Genomic DNA, 17,040 nt, shown 5'->3' with positions numbered 1-17,040 from the left:
CCTACTTATTGTAAGTCGTAAAATCTTTATGCTCTATTTTTGCTAATGCTTCAGCAGATAAAGATTTGAAATATTCATAAGTTATCTTTAATCCTTCTGCTCTGTTTACTTTAGGCTCCCAGTTTAACAATTCCTTTGCTTTAGTGATATCAGGTCTTCTTTGTTTAGGGTCATCCTGTGGCAAAGGTTTGTAAACAATTTTCTGGTCTGTACCTGTTAATTTGATAATTTCTTCACAAAATTGTTTAATGGTTATTTCATCAGGGTTACCAATATTTACTGGGCCTGCATAGTCAGAATGCAGCAATCTGTAAATGCCTTCGATCAAGTCATCAACATAACAAAATGAACGAGTTTGGCTTCCGTCTCCAAAAACAGTCAGGTCTTCTCCCCTTAATGCCTGTCCAATAAAAGCAGGTAATACCCTCCCATCGTTTAGACGCATTCTTGGTCCATATGTGTTAAATATACGTACAATGCGGGTTTCTAATCCATGGAAAGTATGATAAGCCATTGTAATGGCTTCCTGGAAACGCTTAGCTTCATCATAAACCCCGCGTGGGCCAACAGGATTTACATTTCCCCAATATTCTTCAGGCTGAGGATTAACATTAGGATCTCCATAAACTTCAGAGGTAGAAGCGATTAACATCCTTGCTCCCTTGGCTTTAGCCAGCCCTAAAAGATTATGCGTACCTAAAGAGCCTACTTTTAAGGTTTGTATAGGAATTTTCAGATAATCAATTGGGCTTGCAGGAGAGGCAAAATGTAAAATATAATCGAGTTTGCCGGGTACATGCACAAATTTTGAAACATCATGATGATAAAATTCAAAATTTTCGAGTTTAAAGAGGTGTTCTATATTTTGGAGATCACCAGTAATTAGATTATCCATGCCAATTACATGATAATCTTCTTTAATAAACCTGTCGCATAAATGCGAGCCTAAAAAACCGGCTGCACCAGTTACTAAAACTCTTTTACGTTCCATTTAGCTAATAATTTTACGACCGATACTGTTATAATAATAACCTAAATCTATCATCTTTTGAAGATCAAAAAGATTACGGCCATCAAAAATCACTTTATTTTTAAGAATACTTTCCATCTTTTCAAAATCAGGATTTCTGAATAGCGACCATTCTGTAGCGATCAATAAAGCATCTGCTCCTTCTAAAGCTTCATACTGTGTTGAAGCGTATTTTATTTTATCGCCCAGTAATACTTTTACATTACCCATAGCCTCAGGATCAAAGGCAACAACTTCTGCACCTGCGTTCAGTAATTCATTAATAATATACAATGCCGGAGCTTCTCTTATATCATCTGTTTCAGGTTTAAACGCTAAACCCCATAATGCAAATTTCTTGCCTTTTAAATCTCCTTTATAGTAAGCTTGTAATTTGTCAAACAAGATTGTTTTTTGTTTCTCATTTACGTCCATTACAGCTTTCAGAATCTTGAAATCATAGTTATGTTCAACAGCGGCTTTTTCTAAGGCCTGAACATCTTTTGGAAAGCAACTGCCGCCATATCCAATGCCAGGAAACAAGAATCGTTTACCAATTCTGTCATCAGAACCAATACCCTTTCTTACCGCATCAACATCCGCACCTACAATTTCACATAGATTAGCAATCTCGTTCATAAACGTGATTTTTGTTGCCAAAAAAGAATTTGCAGCATATTTAGTCAGTTCAGAAGAGCGTTCATCCATATAATAAATAGGGTTTCCCTGTCTAACGTATGGTGCATATAATTCGCCCATCAGTTTACGTGCCCTTTCACTACGTGTACCAATTACCACCCTATCAGGTTTCATAAAGTCATCTACAGCAACGCCTTCTCTCAAAAATTCAGGATTTGAAACCACATCCACTTCTACACTGGTGTTTTCAGCAAAAACAGCAGCTACTTTATCTGCCGTACCTACCGGAACGGTAGATTTATTTACAATCACCTTATAATCGGTAATTAACTTAGAAATATCTTTTGCAGCACCTAAAATGTAAGACAAATCGGCTGCTCCGTCTCCTCCTGGAGGCGTTGGAAGGGCCATAAAAATAATCTCAGCATCTTTAATAGCATCAGCCAGATTTGTAGTAAATGACAATCTGTTTTGTGCAATATTACGATGAAAAAGCACATCCAGTCCCGGCTCATAAATGGGTAACTGACCAGCTTTCATTTTGTTAACTTTTTCTTCTATAATGTCTACGCAAATCACATTATTACCTGTTTCAGCAAGGCAGGTACCTGTTACCAAACCTACATATCCGGTACCGATTACAGCTATCTTCATATATTTATGAGCTTTAAACTTTTTATTATTTATCTTCGAGCGAAGATAATAAATTATGCAGCAAAATGCGTGTACTTTATAATATTGGTATTTTTTTTTACGGGTTGATCATTAAGCTGCTAGCTGCTTTTAATACTAAAGCCAAACTCTTTATAAATGGCCGAAAAGGTATTTTTACACAGATTCAAAACCGATTAAAACCCGAAGACAATCCTATATGGTTTCACTTTGCATCTCTGGGAGAATTTGAGCAGGGAAGACCTGTTCTAGAAAAATTAAAATCGCAATTGGCAAGTACTAAAATAATCATTACTTTTTTCTCTCCTTCGGGATACGAAATAAGAAAAAATTATCCTTTAGCCGATGGCATTTTTTATCTACCCTTAGACACTCCTCACAATGCTAAAAAATTTATAGAAACCGTCAACCCAAAAATGGCTGTCTTTACTAAATATGAATTTTGGCCTAACTATTTTGAAGCTTTATATACTAAACATATTCCACTTTATGTAATATCAGGTATTTTTAGAAAAAATCAGATTTTCTTTAAATGGTATGGTACATTTTACAGAAATGTGCTTAAATGTGTAAGCCATTTTTTTGTGCAGAACAAGGAAAGTTTGCTATTACTCAATAAGATAGGCTTGAACAATGTTGATATTAGTGGCGATACAAGATTTGACAGGGTTTATGAAAATGCACAAAATCCTAAAGACCTACCTATAATCAAAGCTTTTTGTGAACAATCTCCAATATTAGTTGCAGGAAGTACCTGGCCTGATGATGAGAAACTTTTGGTTGATTTAGCAGAGCAAAATCCAGATTGGAAACTGATCATTGCTCCACACGAAATTCACGAAACACACATTAATGCCATAACAACATTATTTCCTAATAGTGTTAAATTTTCTGATTTGAGAACATCAAAGGCTAATCGCCAAACACAAACCCTAATTATAGACAATATTGGAATGCTCTCATCTCTCTACCAATATGGCAGGATAGCCTACATTGGTGGTGGTTTCGGCGCAGGTATTCACAATACGCTTGAAGCTGTTGCTTTTGGCATGCCCGTTATTTTTGGCCCCCATTACCATAAATTTCAGGAAGCTAAAGACTTAATAGAAATCAATGCGGCTAAAAGTATAAATGATCGGACTGAGCTTGCTGCTGCTTTCGAGTATTTCAACAAAAACTCCTGTGGTCATTTGGCTAAATCGTATGTAATAAATAATACCGGAGCCACAGACAAAATCCTACAAAATATTATAAAATAAAACTTATCTGGTCAGATCAGCCAAAGCTTCAATAAATAAAGGGTGTGAATTTAAGCTTTCAACCAACTGAACTTTCTCACCTCCCAAAGCTTTAAAATCATGATCATATTCAACCCCTATTTCATGAATAGTTTCCAGACAATCTGCCACAAATGCCGGACTGAAAACAAGTACCTTTTTTATCCCTTTTGCAGCCAAATCTTTTAGTACTTCAGAAGAATAAGGTTTGGCCCATTCTGCCTTCCCTAAACGACTTTGAAAACAAACAGTATAATTTTCAGTCTTAATATCTAAATAAGCGGCTATTTTCTTTGAAGTATCATAGCATTGCGCTTTATAGCAGAATTTATTTATAGCAGTAAGTTGATCACAGCAATCTGGTCTTTGCAGACAATGTTTACCCGTATCGTCTGCTTTAAGTAATTGTCTTTCGGGAACGCCATGATAGCTGAAAAGATAATGGTCGAATTGCTTGTAATTCTGACTGATAGCGTTCTCTGCAAATACTTGTATCATCTTATCATTATCATGAAAAGAATTGATAAAAGATATAGGAGGGATAGTTTGCCATCTCTTCACCTCATCCATTACTTTTTCTATAACCGATCCGGTTGTAGCTGATGCATATTGTGGAAATAAAGGAATAACGGTTATACGGTCTACCTGTTTTGCTTTAAGGTTTTCTAATCCCTGCTTAATTGACGGGCTTTGATAACGCATGGCCAACTCTACATGATACTCATCACCTAAGGATTGTTGTAACAATTGAGCCTGTTCTAAACTGTAAATCATTAAAGGCGAGCCTTGTTCAGTCCAGATAGCCTCATAAAGCTTGGCACTTTTTGGCCCTCTGAAAGTAGTGATAATACCTTTAACGAGTAGTGCTCTATTAAATTTAGGGATATCTATTACTCTTCCATCCATTAAAAATTCATCCAGATACTTTCTTACATCTTTAACAGATGGGCTGTCAGGAGTACCTAAATTCACCAATAAAACACCTTTTTTAGTCATTATATATAGCAGCAGCTTGATTATCTATACCTGAAAGAGATTTTCTTTTTAACCTAATAGGTTTCGAGTGTATGTTTTACATTTTCCATTAACCACATTGGGGTAGATGTGGCCCCGCAAATACCTACTTTATCGTTTGCTTGAAACCACTCTTTTTCTAATTCATCAATATTAGACACGAAATAAGTATTTTCATTATGTTTCTTGCATACGTCATGTAACACTTTTCCGTTTGATGACTTCTTGCCTGATACAAAAATGATTTTATCGAAATCTTTTACAAAATCTGCCAGTTCCTCGTAACGGTTAGATACCTGTCTGCATATCGTATCATTGGCTTTCACTTCATAACCTCTGTTAATCAGCTCGTCTTTAATCTGGTAAAACTTATCTACGCTTTTTGTAGTTTGGCTATACAAAGTAAACTTTTGAGGTAGTTCAGCCCCATCCAACTCTGCTAAATCCTGAAAAACTATAGCATTTCCGTTAGTCTGTCCCTGTAGACCTATCACCTCTGCATGACCATGCTTTCCAAAAATCAGAATCTGTTCATCATCATCATGAGAATTTTTAATACGGTTTTGTAGTTTTAGAACCACCGGACAAGAAGCATCAATTAGTGTAAGATTATTTTTTAAGGCAAGTTCGTAAGTAGAAGGAGCCTCTCCATGTGCTCTGATCAGTACTTTTTCATTATGCAGATCCTGTAATTTTGTATGATCGATAATTCTAAGTCCCTTAGTCTTTAAACGCTCTACCTCTTCATCATTATGGACAATATCACCTAAGCAATAAAGGTACTCTTCATGATCAAGGATATCTTCTGCCATATCTATAGCATACACCACTCCGAAACAAAAGCCAGAAGATTTATCTATACTAACGTTTAAATTATAACTCATTTTAAAAATCTCTACACAAAGCTACAAATAAACATTGTGTTTTAGCTTAAATACACCCTGTCTTCTTCGCCTTCAACATCTATAATTACATCCACATGTTCTTTTAATACCGTTGAAAGCTCCAAGCCTACAAAATCTGTAGCTACAGGGAAAATTTTATGGCTTCTATCTACTAAAACAGCAGTACGTATTTTTTTATGCGGTGTATTGAGAAAAACACCTAAACCATAAGCTAGTGTTTTGCCGCTATTCAATACATCATCAACCAAAATAATTACTTTATTCTGCCAAGCACTTTCTTCCAAGTCGGTTTTAGAAATGAGTTTGCTACTTTGTCGCTCAACCTCAATTTTAAGTAAGGTTATTTTTAAAGCACTTATTTCGGTTAACACTTTTTGGAGTTTTAATGCCAGTTTATAACCTCTCTCCCACATTCCTGCCAGTACGATCTCTTTCTCATCAATACTATCTTCAAGTATCTGGTAAGCCATCCGGTTTATTTTTTGTTCAATCTGATTTTTATCTAAAATAAGTACTTGATTTTGCGACATATCTTATTGGGTTTTCCTCTTACAAAAAAACGATTTTAAAGGGGCAATTTCAAAATTTGATTTTTCTTTTAATTTTCATGCAACTTTTTACCCCCTCCAAGCGTCTTATCATTATAAAACCAATTTTATTATGATAAACAAATTTACTTTCAGACTTTCATTAACTATTCTTTTATTTACAATTGCTTCAGGGTTCAGCTTTGCTCAAGATAGCAGAAATGTAAATGCAAAGAATTTTAACAATATCAGCGTAAGCAGTGGTATTGATCTTTTCCTTACTCAGGGAAACACAGAAACCGTTACTATAAAAGGACGTGAAGAAATTATTAAGGATGTAATTGTTGAACAAAATGGAGCACAATTAACCATTAAATATAAAAGAGGTGTAAACTGGAGTGGTTTATTCAGGAACAGTAAAATAAACGTTTACATAACTTATAAAAAATTAAACACAATCTCTGCAAGTGGCGGTAGTGATGTTAAAACTGAAAACACCCTTAATACTGACATTCTTAACATAACTGCAAGTGGCGGCAGTGATATTTCTTTATCTGTAAAATGCAAAGATCTGTCTATTTCTGCAAGTGGTGGCAGTGATATTGACATAGAAGGAAATGCAGAAAATATGCAGCTTAACGCAAGTGGTGGCAGCGATGTAGATGCTTTTAATTTAAAAGCAAATTATGCTAAAGTTAGTGCAAGTGGGGGTAGTGACATCAATGTTAATGTTGAAAAAGGATTAGAGGCCAATGCAACAAGCGGATCCGATGTAAAATACAGAGGAAATGCAAGTCTTAAAAAGACATCTAATTCTAAAAGCAGTGACGTAACTCGCGTCAATTAATTTCCTCCAAACAAACTACTAAACAAAAAGGCTTTCTTGAACAAGAAAGCCTTTTTGTTTATCCCAAAGTTGAATTACTTTGGGTAAGGATAAAATACATAATTAGCCCCTTCGGGAACAATTACAAATACGCACATAAAATCCTGTGGGTTTTTATAATTCTTTAAGAAATGTTCTTTCTTTTCGGGTTTAATGATGCCTTTTTCAATAAACTCTTCTAATGTAGAAGCCTGTATGGTCCAGTTTGTATTTAATTCTTCTCTATTTAAGATCACCTCTCCTAGTTTAACTTCATGCTGATGGGCTATAAAAATTGGAGCTGTAGATATGCCTTCTGTTAAAATATCCATTGCCACTTCTTTTACTGATTCGGCATAAAAAGCTAAATCTTTTTCCAAACTCACCAAAGGACTTTCTTTCTTCTCTTTTCTATCCTGTTGCCCATTCTGTCCGGCTCCGTTTAATAATTCTTCCGATTCCATAATATTAAAATATATTGAAGCTATCTTATTTAATTAAGTTTAAAAGTACCACATTCTCCACATGCTGTGTATGCGGAAACATATCTACAGGTTTAATTCTGCCAATGTTATACTTTTCTTTTAACAAGGCCAGATCCCTTGCCTGTGTTGCAGCATTACAGCTTACATAAACAATTTTCTCTGCCTCTATTGTTAATAATAAATCAACCACATCCGGGTGCATTCCTGCTCTTGGAGGGTCTGTGATGATTACATCCGGTTTACCATGATGCTCTACAAAATCTCTGGTCAATATGTCCTTCATATCTCCTGCATAAAACAGCGTATTGGTAATACCGTTCAGTTCAGAGTTAAACTTTGCATCTTCAATAGCAGTAGGAACATATTCTACACCCACTACTTGTTTTACATCTTGGGCTACGAAGTTTGCAATGGTTCCTGCACCTGTGTACAGATCATACACCAATTCGTCTCCTTTAAAGTCTGCAAATTCTTTGGTAATGCGATAAAGCTCGTAAGCCTGGGCAGAATTTGTCTGGTAAAAAGATTTAACGCCTATTTTAAATTTAACTTGTTGCCCATTGGTAAGTGGCATCTGTTCAAATATAAAATCACGCCCCGAATAGGTAATCACTTCCTGATCAAAAATGGTATCGTTTTTCTTTTGATTGATGATATAAAGTAAAGAGGTAATTTCTGGAAATTGCTCTTTAATGAAGTTCATTAATGATTCTACCTGTCCTTCCTCAGGGTAAGCAAATACAACACAAACCATAATTTCGCCTGTTGAAGAAGTACGAATGATTAGGTTTCTCAAAGTGCCTTCGTGATTGCGCAGATCATAAAAACTATACTGGTTTTTTAACGTATAATCTTTTATAGCCAGTCTTATCTGGTTACTTGGATCTGCCTGCAGGTAGCAATGTTCAATATCTAAGATTTTATCAAAACGACCAGGAACATGAAAACCCAATGCTCTCATTTCTCTCCCTTCTGCCTCCACATCCATATCTTCTCTATCCAACCATCGCTTATTGGAAAAAGTAAATTCTAATTTATTGCGATAATATCTGTTCTCTGACGAAGCCAATATCGGCTCCATTTGTTGCGTATCGACCTTTGCTAAACGTTGTAAAGCAGCTTCTACGCTTTTTTGCTTGAATGTAAGCTGAGCATCGTATGTCATTTGCTGCCATTTACAACCTCCGCAGGTTCCAAAATGACTGCAAAATGGTTGTTCACGTAAGTCTGATGCAACAAGTGTCTTTTCAATTACAGCTTCGGCAAAATTCTTTTTCTTTCTGACGATCTTTACATCAACCACATCGCCTGGTACGGCTTTATCTACAAAAACAACTAATTCTTCAGCCTTACCTACGCCTTTGCCTTCTTCTGCAATATCAATAATACTTAGGTTAGGTATAATAACAGGTGCGGTATTCTTCTTCCTTTTATTCATTTGCTGCAAATATACATCAAAAACAGGATGAATTGCAGACTCTCTCTTGTTAAGCGTGACAAGAAACTTATTAATAAAGTAACTGGATTTTATTTGCTTAACCAGTTAAGCAAAGTACCTAATACACCATCGATCAAGTTAAAGCTCATATCAAAGCTTTGATCAACCATTACAGATATTTCTAACGTTTCTTTACTCATGGCTAATTTTTCTTCAAAAATAAAGAATTTGAACCAAAAACCAAAATGGTATTACGTTAAATTTTTGTTAATTTAAAAAGAAATTAAATCTGGTTATAAAGAAAAAGGCCTCGAAATTCGAGGCCTTTTTCTTTTAGTATATGATACTTATTAAGGGTTAAATGCCAATGATACATAGTACATTGCACCAACCTCAGGGTTACCATAAGAGGTAAAGTAGTATTTATTCAGGATGTTTGACCCTCCAACTTTAATGATAGAATTTACAGAAGGAACTTTTAAGTTAACCTGAGCATCAACAGTAGCGAATGCAGGTACTTCTCCACCAGCAAATGATGACATCCAGTTAAATTTATCCTGCCAACGATAGTTAATATTGAAACCAACATTTTTAAATACCTCTCTGTTACCTAAACCTAGGTTATAACGTATAGTAGGTGTATTAAAATCATTAACATAATCTGCAGGTAGATCTCCTATTTTATTGTAAGACACGTTACCACTTAAATTATACTTGCCAACAAGATAATCTAAACCTAAAGCACCTCCGTAAGTTTTAACCTTACCGTCAGCATTAACAGGAACACCAAATTTCACGAAACTTCCTGCATTGTTTTGGTAAACATTAATTCCTGTAATGAAATCCTTAAACGTGCTCATATATCCATATAAATCGATCATGAAATTAGAAGTGATCAATCCTTTATAACCTAATTCATAAGAAGTAACACTTTCTGGGCGTACACCTCTTGGATCAAAAGTATATTGCTCAAGTGGACCGGTTCCGGCACTTGCATTTCTAAAACTTTTTTCTGTATAAGGTTTATTGGTTAAAAGGCTGTATTTATTTAAAAACTCAGGAAGACCGCCTATTAAACGCTGACTACCACCACCAACTGATAAATCAATATATTGATTTTGGGTAGTTGGGTTACGATAACCGGTTTGATAAGAAGCACGAATGTTCTGGTTTTTCGCTACGGTAAGAACTCCTGTTACACGAGGTGTAAAGCGACCTTCAAAGTTTGTACTCTTGTCATAACGTCCGGCAAAAGTAAGTTTAAATATATCTCCGAATTTTTTACCAACTGTACCAAAAGCACCATATTCATTGATATCTATTGTTTTGTTTAGATCATCAAAAATAGTACCTCCTGAATTTAAGTCGAATCTACGAGCCGATGCGCCTACCTGAAACTCCACTACATTATCAAATAATCTTGAGAAGTTGTACATACCCTCGTAGTGGTATAAATTGGTTTTATCATTAAACTTAGCTCCATAAATTCCTTTAGCCATATCTGTTTGACTGATATAGGTATTTTTAATTTGTGAAGCATAGTTATTAAAGGTAGCTGAGCCTGGAGCAACTCTGTCTTTATCTGCATTTGCACGACTAAGCGTATGAGCCTGATCATCTGTTTGCCCACCTAGTTTAGCACCAATATAAGTTCCTATATAAGTTGGGAACCAAGAAGTAGATGCAGTAGTTTTTTCATTGATGTAACTACCCAAAATCGAAGAAATATAAGAATCTCCTGAGCGCTCTTGTGTAGTATAAGCTCTTAAATAGAAGTCTTCTCCTTTTAACTCTAATTTATATAAGCCTATATTAAAGTTGCGTAAAGAGTAACGGTCTGAACCAGTATATACTGATGTACCTGTACCCCAGTTAGCCTGAGCTATCAATTGTACAGTTGGTGTTATGTTATAATATAAACCTCCTGATAATTTCAATGATTTGGTATTGTAATCTACAAGATCCATCTCATTATATCCGGTACGAGAAACATTCTGATTTGGTAAAAAAGCAGGGTTTCTTGATGCATAGTAGAAAGGTAAATACTGGTTTAATAAAGTAGGTCTTAATGCAGCAGGTATACCTGGATTGGTATTAATCAGGTTTACATAAGTAGGATATGGTGTACCGGCAGGTAAAGCGTTGAATGTTGTTTGCGGATTAAACAATCCTCCTGTAGCAGCTAAAATAGCTGCTCTGGTCTGAGCTTCAACCGCACCATTTACACTTCTCATGTTTTGACTAACCTCATCACCATAAACATTCACGCCGTCATAATTTGGATCTGATTGACGCGTACCTGCTTTTGGAGCATTATTAGCCCTATCATAGTTCGAATAATTTGTTCCATACCAATCTTTAGCCTGTAAAAATGAGAAAGCAAATTTTACCCCAAACTTGTTGTTCCATGATTTTGCCAATCTAGCATCAACTTGGTTAAAAGGCTGAACTTTAGAATTATTGTCGCTTACGTGGTTGATACCTGTTTTAAATTGGAAACTTGCTCCCGGATATTTAAAAGGATCTTTTGAGGTCATCAACAAAGTACCACTAATACCACCTGCTCCATATAATGCAGAAGAAGCTCCAGGTAATAATTCCAGGTTATCTACATCCAGTTCAGTAATACCAACAATATTACCTACCGAGAAATTTAATCCCGGAGCCTGATTGTCCATACCATCTATTAACTGGTTAAATCTGGTATTACCATTTGCATTAAATCCTCTGGTATTGTACGATCTGAAAGTTAAACTCTGTGTACTCATTTCAACACCTTTAATATTCTGAATCGCATCATAGAAAGAAGGAGCAGCAACCTCTTTGATCTGAGCTGCACCCATACGCTCTATGGTAACCGGCGATTCTAAAATACGTTCAGGAGTTCTCGAAGCAGAAATTACCACTTCCTGACCTAATACTACTCCGCTTTCTTCAAGCTGGAAACTCAAATTGCCTGCATTTCCACTTACACTCTGCTCTATCGATTTATATCCTATGTAACTTACAGATAAAATGAAAGGAGGTTTTTCAGTGGTAGAAAAAGAGAATTTTCCGTTGGCATCAGTAGAGGCGCCAACATTCTTCCCTTTTATCGTAACGCTTACGCCCGGCATGGGCTCATTTGTTTGTTTATCGGTAACCGTACCGCTAACAATTGTACTTTGTGCAAATGTTGTTAAACTTACCAACAGCATTACAAAAAGAACAAAAAATGTTTTTGTAGAAGTTTTGTTCATACGTTAAAAGTAGTTTATATTGTTTATTAACTATAAACTTAGCACAAATTCCGATACTTACAAATTCTATTTAAAATAATATTGCATATATTGGCATTTAGAATATAAAACCTAAAAACCATCAAATAATTAGATTTATATCACATATATTTTATTATTTTAACGCTGATAGATTGTTGAATTTATGATGAATAAAATAAAAGCCCTGATTTGTATAATCATTCCTATTATTCTGGCATACCTGCTCAATACTAAATTTGGAGATACGCCTCCCCTTTTAAAATTCTTAAATCCATTTACTGGATTTTGGCAAAATGCCGAAAGTACCACAGTAAATAAAAATCATAACATCGTTTTAAAAAATGCTAAAGATAAAATAGACATCTATTTTGATGACCGCATGATACCGCACGTGTTTGCGCAGAATGATCATGATTTATATTATGCTCAAGGCTATATTACCGCTATGCACAGGCTTTGGCAAATGGATTTTCAGACGCGTTTTGCTGCAGGCAGAATATCTGAAGTGGTAGGCAAAAAAGCCATAGAGTTAGACCGTTACCAACGCCGGATGGGTATGCTTTACGGTGCTGAGAATTCGCTTAAGGGCATGATGGCCGATCCTAAAGCAAAAGAAATGATCATGGCTTATACGCAAGGTATCAATGATTATATTAAAAGCTTAAAAGATTCTGATTTACCTGTAGAATACAAGTTGCTGGATTTTAAACCCGAACCTTGGCAACCTATAAAATGTGCGCTATTGTTAAAACAAATGTCGGCCGTTTTAGCGATGGGTTCTGATGAGTTCTACATGACCAATATTTTAAACAAATTTGGCCCTGATGTAACCAAAGATTTGTTTCCTGATTATCCTTTTAAAGAAGATCCGATTATACCGGTTGGAACCAAGTGGAATTTTAAGCCACTGCCTATTCCCCAAACACCTAAATCTTTTACAGAGATGATGACCACAGGCATTATCACCAAACAAAAAGAGGAAGGTATCGGAAGTAACAACTGGGCTGTATCTGGCACAAAAACAGCTTCTGGATTTCCTATATTGGCTAATGATCCGCACTTAGACTTAAGTTTACCTTCAATCTGGTATCAGATCCAGTTACATGCACCCGGAGTTAACACTTATGGCGTATCACTACCTGGGGCTCCCGGTATTATCATAGGATTTAATAACCAGATTGCCTGGGGTGTTACCAATGTAGCTGCCGACGTACTTGATTTTTACCAGATCAAATTCAAAGATGAAACACATAAAAATTACTGGTATAACAACCAATGGAAAAACACAACTGAACGTATAGAAAGAATTAAAGTGAGGGGGACAAAAGATGAATTGGATACGGTTATTTACACACATCATGGCCCTGTTGTTTATTTTCAGAAACCAGTTTTCAGCAAAGCTGATAATGTACCTACAGGTAATGCCTTAAGATGGATTGCTCATGAAGAGTCTAATGAATTAATGACCTTTTATTATTTGAACCGCGGAAAAAATTATGATGATTACAGAAAGGCACTAACCTATTTTACAGCCCCTGCTCAAAACTTCATATTTGCCAGTGCAGATAATGATATCGCTATTACTCCTAATGGTAAATTTCCTTTGAAATGGAAAAATCAGGGCAAATTTATTCTAGATGGAACAGATCCTGCTTACGATTGGCATGGCTGGATACCTTCAGATCAAAATCCTACGGTTAAAAACCCTCCCCGCAACTTCGTAAGTTCTGCCAACCAATCCTCAACAGATACAACTTATCCTTATTATATCAACTGGGAATTTTCTCCATATGAAAGAGGTAAACGTATAAATGACCGATTAGCTGCGATGAACAAAATCAATGCTGACAGTATGCGAAATCTCCAGATGGATAGTTATAGTATTTTTGCAGAAAATCTGTTGCCTTACATTTTACCATTGGTAAATAGTTCATCTTTAAATGCTACTCAAAAAGAAGCATTTAATACCGTAAAAAACTGGAATAAGTTTTTTAATGCGCATGAAATTGGAGCAAGTGTTTTTGACTTATGGGCTAAACGTCTATTTTTTGAAATATGGGATAACAAGTTTACAGATCCGAAAGTTCCTATGCGCTATCCTTCAAGAGATCGTACCATAGAACTTATACAGAAAGATTCTAACTCTAAATGGTTTGATAATGTAAAAACCACTAAAAAAGAAACCTTAAACGATCTGGTTAATCAGTCTTTTATATTTACCTGCGATAGCTTACAACGCAAAAATGGGCCTATTGGTAAAGATTGGGAATGGGCAAAAATTAAAGATTCACACGTGCCACATTTAGCTAAAATACCGGGTTTTGGTTCTAAAACCTTGCTAATTGGCGGATCTAAAAGCACCGTTGATGCTTTAGGCGAAAGCAATGGCCCATCTTGGAGAATGGTTGTAGAACTGGGCAAGAAACCTAAAGGTCACGGCGTATATCCCGGAGGTCAGTCTGGTAATCCTGGAAGCCCTTTTTATGACAATATGATTGATACATGGGCCGAAGGTAAGTTATATGATTTATTCTTTATGCAATCACCAGATGATCAATCAGGAAAAATAATCTCTCATTATAAAATCTCAAAAAAATAAAACATGGTCTTTATTGTTATTATCATACTTTCATTTTTACTGCAGCTCATCTTACCTTGGTGGGTAATTTTAGTACTATCTTTTGCCGTATGCGGAATGATTGGAAAAACAGTTAAAATCTCTTTTTGGCAACCCTTTTTAGCCATTTTTGTGCTTTGGGTTGCGATGGCTCTTTATAAAAGCATGCCTAACAACCATGTTTTAGCAACCAGAGTAGCCGAAATGATAGGTATTAAATTATGGTTTATCATTTTACCTTTAACTGCCTTAATTGGTGGCTTAGTTGCAGGCATAAGCGGCTATTGTGGTTTTTGTTTCAGGAAAGCTGTTTTAAACGATAAAGCTAAAAACAACTAAAAATTGTATTTTTGCTCAGTGAACATGGTCGCTGAGCAATTTTTCTCCATAAAATCAGAAGATGATTTTAACAAAACTGCACTTGAAGTTTTTAACTTTCAGGTTAAAAATTGTTTAATATATGCTCAATATATTAAGCATCTCAACATCAATCCCGATCAAATAGATCATTACGAGAAAATACCTTTTTTACCTATCAGTTTTTTTAAAAGTAATACCGTGCTGAGCTCTGATTTACCTGTACAAATTACTTTTAGCAGCTCTGGAACCACCGGACAAATTACCAGCAGACATTTGGTAACAGATCTTAGCCTATATGAAAACAGCTTTAACAAAGCCTTTGAATTATTTTACGGTTCTGTTAAAGACATCTGCTTATTGGCTTTGCTTCCATCTTATTTAGAACGTGAAGGTTCTTCGCTTATTTATATGGTAGATGATTTATTGAAACAAAGTCAGCATCCTAAAAGTGGTTATTTTCTGCATAATCATGAAGACCTGCACAATACGCTTTCAGAACTTAAGCAAAGTGGACAAAAAACCATTCTTATTGGTGTAACTTATGCTTTGCTCGATTTTATTGAGCAGTATCAAATCGATTTTCCTGAACTGATTGTAATGGAAACAGGAGGAATGAAAGGTAAGCGAAAAGAAATGGTAAGAGAAGAGTTGCATCACGCCTTATGCGAAGGATTTGGTGTTCAAGACATCCACAGCGAATACGGGATGACAGAACTTCTTTCTCAGGCTTACTCAAAAGGTAAAGGAATTTTCTTTACTCCACCCTGGATGAAAGTTTTATTACGAGACACTTCTGATCCTCTATCACTAATTTCTTCTCAACAAATTGGTGGTATTAACGTGATTGATCTGGCCAATGTTAATTCCTGCGCTTTTATAGCAACTCAAGATTTGGGTAAAATACATAACGATAAAAGTTTTGAAGTCATTGGCCGTTTTGACAATGCCGATATACGTGGCTGCAATTTATTGGTACAATAAATTGGATTACATTTTCAATCGTTGATCAAAAAAGAAAGGCCTTACATTAAGTATCTTTATTTTCCTCGCATCTATATGATTAGGATTAATCACATAATTATATTCCTCCTCAACCAATACTGAGGGCACCCTCATTGCTAAAAAGTCGCCTTTTTCTAAAAAACTGGTACCCAATCGCTTTAAACTGCCCTCATTTTCAATTTGCTTCCAGTCACAGTTAAGCACACCAACATCTAAAAAATAGATTTTATCTTCAGGAATTTCAATAGCAGCTAAATTATATGACCTAACTAAGTGTCTTTGGCTAAGATGAACCAACACTTCCATTACAGCCATTGCTCTACTCGACGCTAAATATAAAGCAGGAACACCTTTTTCATTCCAACGCCCCCCATAAAGTTTTGCTCCGGTACCACTCAGATCATGAGTAAATGCGGGAGAAGATATCCTGTATAGTATCATCAGCTAAAAACCCCATGCTCTATTCTTCCCAATAAGTCTAGTATAATATCAAAGCCAATACTTGTATCTAATAGATTAAACGGAATTTCTCCATTTATAGCGTAATTAGGCGTTTTAACCCAATCTGTAAATGCAGTACTGCTCCCTAAAACTTCTGCTCCACGTTCATATAAGCGTGCTAGTTCAATAGCTTTATCTGCATACTCTGTTTTTATTAACGTTGAAGGTGTATAACGCTGTAAAGTTCGCTCAGAAATATGTAAGACTGTTGCGAGGTCTTCTATAGTGAGTGACAATTTTTTAGCTAATGCTAATAATGTTTTTTTTGAAATACCTTTACGTGCAAGATTTAGCAATTCAAAATCCGTTGGATTTGCAAACTGCCCTCCAAAAACAACTGAAAGAGGTGATTGGACAGTTTCATAAGCCATTAAAGGCTCATTAACTTGAGAATTATTTTCTTCTGATTTCTTTTTCATACCAGACAATTGTACACCAATTTACACATTTTGTCTGGTAATTTATAATA

The 17,040-nt window shown here is 35.6% G+C and carries 16 protein-coding genes; 5 read left to right on the top strand and 11 right to left on the bottom strand.

Annotation, left to right across the window (positions count from 1 at the left end; translation table 11 throughout):
• Nucleotide 1 precedes the first annotated feature (1 nt).
• Together MMF97_RS07240 and MMF97_RS07235 are read right to left on the bottom strand one after the other, a co-directional pair.
• Nucleotides 2-991 (bottom strand): UDP-glucuronic acid decarboxylase family protein, encoded by a 990-nt coding sequence (locus MMF97_RS07240; protein WP_243360984.1) that lies wholly within the window; start codon nt 989-991, stop codon nt 2-4.
• A complete protein-coding gene (locus MMF97_RS07235) occupies nt 992-2,302 on the bottom strand; it encodes a UDP-glucose dehydrogenase family protein (RefSeq protein ID WP_243360983.1) in 1,311 nt (436 codons plus the stop codon).
• Between the two features lie 65 nt (nt 2,303-2,367).
• Between MMF97_RS07235 and MMF97_RS07230 the strand changes: the two genes are divergently transcribed.
• Nucleotides 2,368-3,579, top strand: coding sequence for a 3-deoxy-D-manno-octulosonic acid transferase (locus MMF97_RS07230; RefSeq protein WP_243360981.1), 1,212 nt, complete (start codon nt 2,368-2,370; stop codon nt 3,577-3,579).
• Nucleotides 3,580-3,582: 3 nt separating this feature from the next.
• Here MMF97_RS07230 and hemH read toward each other — a convergent pair whose 3' ends face one another.
• The 3 genes from hemH to MMF97_RS07215 are packed head-to-tail and all read right to left on the bottom strand — an operon-like array spanning nt 3,583 to nt 6,046.
• On the bottom strand, nt 3,583-4,593 hold the full coding sequence (gene hemH / locus MMF97_RS07225; protein WP_243360978.1) for a ferrochelatase: 1,011 nt from the start codon (nt 4,591-4,593) through the stop codon (nt 3,583-3,585).
• A 53-nt stretch (nt 4,594-4,646) separates the two neighbouring features.
• Entirely contained in the window at nt 4,647-5,495 is an 849-nt protein-coding gene (locus tag MMF97_RS07220) for a 4-hydroxy-3-methylbut-2-enyl diphosphate reductase (protein ID WP_243360977.1), read from the bottom strand.
• 41 nt (nt 5,496-5,536) lie between these two features.
• A complete protein-coding gene (locus MMF97_RS07215; RefSeq protein ID WP_243360975.1) occupies nt 5,537-6,046 on the bottom strand; it encodes a phosphoribosyltransferase family protein in 510 nt (169 codons plus the stop codon).
• Nucleotides 6,047-6,176: 130 nt separating this feature from the next.
• On the opposite strand from MMF97_RS07215, the gene MMF97_RS07210 reads away from it, so the two are divergent.
• On the top strand, nt 6,177-6,890 hold the full coding sequence (locus tag MMF97_RS07210) for a head GIN domain-containing protein (protein ID WP_243360973.1): 714 nt from the start codon (nt 6,177-6,179) through the stop codon (nt 6,888-6,890).
• Nucleotides 6,891-6,964: 74 nt separating this feature from the next.
• Here the strand turns inward: MMF97_RS07210 and MMF97_RS07205 are convergent, their stop codons facing one another.
• The 4 genes from MMF97_RS07205 to MMF97_RS07190 all read right to left on the bottom strand — a co-directional run bounded on the left by MMF97_RS07205 (nt 6,965) and on the right by MMF97_RS07190 (nt 12,070).
• Nucleotides 6,965-7,372, bottom strand: a complete 408-nt coding sequence (locus tag MMF97_RS07205) for a hypothetical protein (protein ID WP_243360971.1) — start codon at nt 7,370-7,372, stop codon at nt 6,965-6,967.
• 25 nt (nt 7,373-7,397) lie between these two features.
• Complete coding sequence (gene rlmD / locus MMF97_RS07200; RefSeq protein WP_243360969.1) at nt 7,398-8,831, bottom strand: 23S rRNA (uracil(1939)-C(5))-methyltransferase RlmD; 1,434 nt, start codon at nt 8,829-8,831, stop codon at nt 7,398-7,400.
• 89 nt (nt 8,832-8,920) lie between these two features.
• Nucleotides 8,921-9,031 carry a phenylalanyl-tRNA synthetase subunit alpha gene (locus tag MMF97_RS07195; RefSeq protein WP_243360967.1) on the bottom strand — a complete coding sequence of 37 codons (111 nt, stop codon included), beginning with the start codon at nt 9,029-9,031 and terminating at the stop codon, nt 8,921-8,923.
• A 150-nt stretch (nt 9,032-9,181) separates the two neighbouring features.
• Nucleotides 9,182-12,070 (bottom strand): TonB-dependent receptor, encoded by a 2,889-nt coding sequence (locus MMF97_RS07190; RefSeq protein ID WP_243360965.1) that lies wholly within the window; start codon nt 12,068-12,070, stop codon nt 9,182-9,184.
• Nucleotides 12,071-12,254: 184 nt separating this feature from the next.
• Between MMF97_RS07190 and MMF97_RS07185 the strand changes: the two genes are divergently transcribed.
• From MMF97_RS07185 to MMF97_RS07175, 3 genes are read left to right on the top strand one after another with little or no spacing between them, the layout of a single operon-like run.
• Nucleotides 12,255-14,690 carry a penicillin acylase family protein gene (locus MMF97_RS07185; protein ID WP_317228601.1) on the top strand — a complete coding sequence of 812 codons (2,436 nt, stop codon included), beginning with the start codon at nt 12,255-12,257 and terminating at the stop codon, nt 14,688-14,690.
• A 3-nt stretch (nt 14,691-14,693) separates the two neighbouring features.
• The gene (locus MMF97_RS07180) at nt 14,694-15,047 is read left to right on the top strand and encodes a hypothetical protein (RefSeq protein ID WP_243360963.1); all 354 of its coding nucleotides are present in this window, start codon (nt 14,694-14,696) and stop codon (nt 15,045-15,047) included.
• Between the two features lie 24 nt (nt 15,048-15,071).
• Nucleotides 15,072-16,049, top strand: coding sequence for a LuxE/PaaK family acyltransferase (locus MMF97_RS07175; RefSeq protein WP_243361183.1), 978 nt, complete (start codon nt 15,072-15,074; stop codon nt 16,047-16,049).
• 6 nt (nt 16,050-16,055) lie between these two features.
• On the opposite strand, the gene MMF97_RS07170 is transcribed toward MMF97_RS07175, so the two are convergent.
• Together MMF97_RS07170 and parS are read right to left on the bottom strand one after the other, a co-directional pair.
• Nucleotides 16,056-16,511, bottom strand: a complete 456-nt coding sequence (locus MMF97_RS07170; RefSeq protein WP_243360961.1) for an RES family NAD+ phosphorylase — start codon at nt 16,509-16,511, stop codon at nt 16,056-16,058.
• A complete protein-coding gene (gene parS / locus MMF97_RS07165) occupies nt 16,511-16,990 on the bottom strand; it encodes a type II RES/Xre toxin-antitoxin system antitoxin (protein WP_243360959.1) in 480 nt (159 codons plus the stop codon). Before parS ends, MMF97_RS07170 begins: the two co-directional genes overlap by 1 nt.
• Nucleotides 16,991-17,040: the final 50 nt, after the last annotated feature.

The sequence above is a fragment of the Pedobacter montanisoli genome (genome assembly GCF_022809115.1).
Taxonomy (GTDB): Bacteria; Bacteroidota; Bacteroidia; order Sphingobacteriales; family Sphingobacteriaceae; genus Pedobacter; species Pedobacter montanisoli.
This window is presented reverse-complemented; position numbering and strand designations above follow the sequence as displayed.